The organism is Halogeometricum sp. CBA1124 (genome assembly GCF_009741955.1).
GTDB lineage: Archaea > Halobacteriota > Halobacteria > Halobacteriales > Haloferacaceae > Halogeometricum > Halogeometricum rufum.
This window is the reverse complement of sequence record NZ_WPCD01000343.1, coordinates 1-1,689: the sequence shown is the minus strand read 5'-3', so window position 1 is coordinate 1,689 and position 1,689 is coordinate 1. Positions and strand designations below refer to the sequence as shown.

The following is a 1,689-nucleotide window of genomic DNA, read 5'->3' as shown; positions in this document are numbered from 1 at the left end:
CCCGTCGGCTACCAGACGAACCTGTTCGTCTACGGTCCCGGCGGCTACCGGTTCACGGACTACCTGCGCGTCGGCGCCCCCCATGCAACTGCTGTTCGCCGCCGTCACCACCGTCGGTATCGCCGCGATATGGGGTCTCACACCGCCCGCGTGACCGCCGAACGAAACGTTTTACCGCTACACGGACGGAGTTGGAGACGCGGGACCGTGGGTTAGCCTGGTATACTTCGGGCCTTGGGTGCCCGTGACCCCGGTTCGAATCCGGCGGTCCCATCGCGTATATAAAAGACTCGGCGCATTTTGCCGGTTCTTTCACCACCCCTCAGCGGAGGTGCTCGGCGTGAGTCTCGCGCCATCCAAGCGCGGGGGGAACGCCGCCGAAGCCGCCGTCCACCAACTCGTCGACGGCCTCCGCTACGTTCCCGACTCCGAGGCCGAACACTACGACGCCGAGGTCGTCGAACTCCTCTCTCCGAGTTCCGACCTTCCGTTCGTCGGTATCTGTCTCCTCGAGAGCGGCGTCGCCGTCGAGATCAAGAGCGCGATGGCCGTCTACGGAGAGGCCCAGCGCCGCGGACGCTTCCTCATCCGCCAGTCGCAGCACGAACACCTGCTCGACGTCAGCGGCGTCTACCTCTTCGCCGTCTGCGAGCCGACGCCCGCCCGAGACGTCGTCTCGATGAAGGTCGTCCCGGCGAGCCTCGTTGACGAGTTCGAGTTCTCGTGGGTCGGCCGCGACACGCGCGCGCCGTACGCTCAGTTCGCCTGGAGTCGCATCTTCACTCCCGAGGAGGTCGAACGATGATCCGCGAGACCTACTTCTCCGCGCTCGCGAACGACGACGTCGTCCCCGCGGGCGACGCGAAGGTCTTCGCGGTCGTCGACGAACTCCCCGAGTGGGCCGAGGACCTAGTCGACCGCAACATCCCCGGTCTCGCCCCGCCCGAGGACCTCCTCAAGGTTCGGTCGCGTATCGAAGACGTCGCAGAGCGGAACGACGAGGACGACGTCGAGGCGATCGCGTGGAACTCCGTCGACTTCGAGGAGCGATACCGCGCGTACGTCACCTCTGGGGGCCGACACCAGATCCTCGAGGCGCTCGCCGAGACCGTTGAGCAGCGAGAGGTGTGGCTCGTCTCCTGGAGGGCGCGCGCCAGCATCGACCATCGCTCTGTCGTCCTGGAGGAACTCCAGCGCCGGGCCGACCTCGGACCGTGTCCGCCCCGTGATCACGAGTGGGGGCGGGGCGTCTGTCCGACCGTCGTCGTCTGTCAGCGCTGCGGCTACGGTTCCACGAGTCTCTCCACTGGACAGCTCGCGCAGGAGAATCTCAAGCCGTACCTCGGAGGTAACGAACGGTGACCGAGGACGTCGACGATCCGCTACGACTTCCTCGGCCGGCGCCGAACCCGTCACCTCCCGACGACCAGACTCCGTCACCACCGAGGTCGAAAACACCGAAGCAAACCGAATCCGCTCGAGCGCCGGCACCGACGGCGCCGACCTGGACGCGCAGCGACGACGAGTCCGAACACGAAGAACCGGCCTCGAAGTTCGTCGCCGAGTGTCGCTGGTGCCGCGTCGGCTTCGAAAGCGAAGAAGACGCGGGTTCGCACGAGGACTGCTCGAAAGAGCCCGTCTCAGCCTGACCGATTCCTGTGGCGAAGGAAACACACCACCCGAGACGAC

The 1,689-nt window shown here is 66.3% G+C and carries 2 protein-coding genes and 1 tRNA gene; all 3 read left to right on the top strand.

The window, feature by feature from the left end; translation table 11 throughout:
* The first annotated feature begins 201 nt into the window (after positions 1-201).
* The 3 genes from GJ632_RS21325 to GJ632_RS21315 all read left to right on the top strand — a co-directional run bounded on the left by GJ632_RS21325 (position 202) and on the right by GJ632_RS21315 (position 1,362).
* A tRNA-Pro gene (locus GJ632_RS21325) sits at positions 202-273 on the top strand.
* Positions 274-340: 67 nt separating this feature from the next.
* A complete protein-coding gene (locus GJ632_RS21320; protein WP_343161312.1) occupies positions 341-805 on the top strand; it encodes a hypothetical protein in 465 nt (154 codons plus the stop codon).
* On the top strand, positions 802-1,362 hold the full coding sequence (locus GJ632_RS21315) for a hypothetical protein (RefSeq protein WP_191453966.1): 561 nt from the start codon (positions 802-804) through the stop codon (positions 1,360-1,362). The genes GJ632_RS21320 and GJ632_RS21315 overlap by 4 nt, the downstream gene beginning before the upstream one ends.
* Positions 1,363-1,689 lie beyond the last annotated feature (327 nt).

What these genes read in the sequence shown, in the direction of transcription:
- GJ632_RS21315 (WP_191453966.1), top strand. Translation starts at nt 802, where the DNA reads ATGATCCGCGAGACCTACTTCTCCGCGCTCGCGAACGACGACGTCGTC.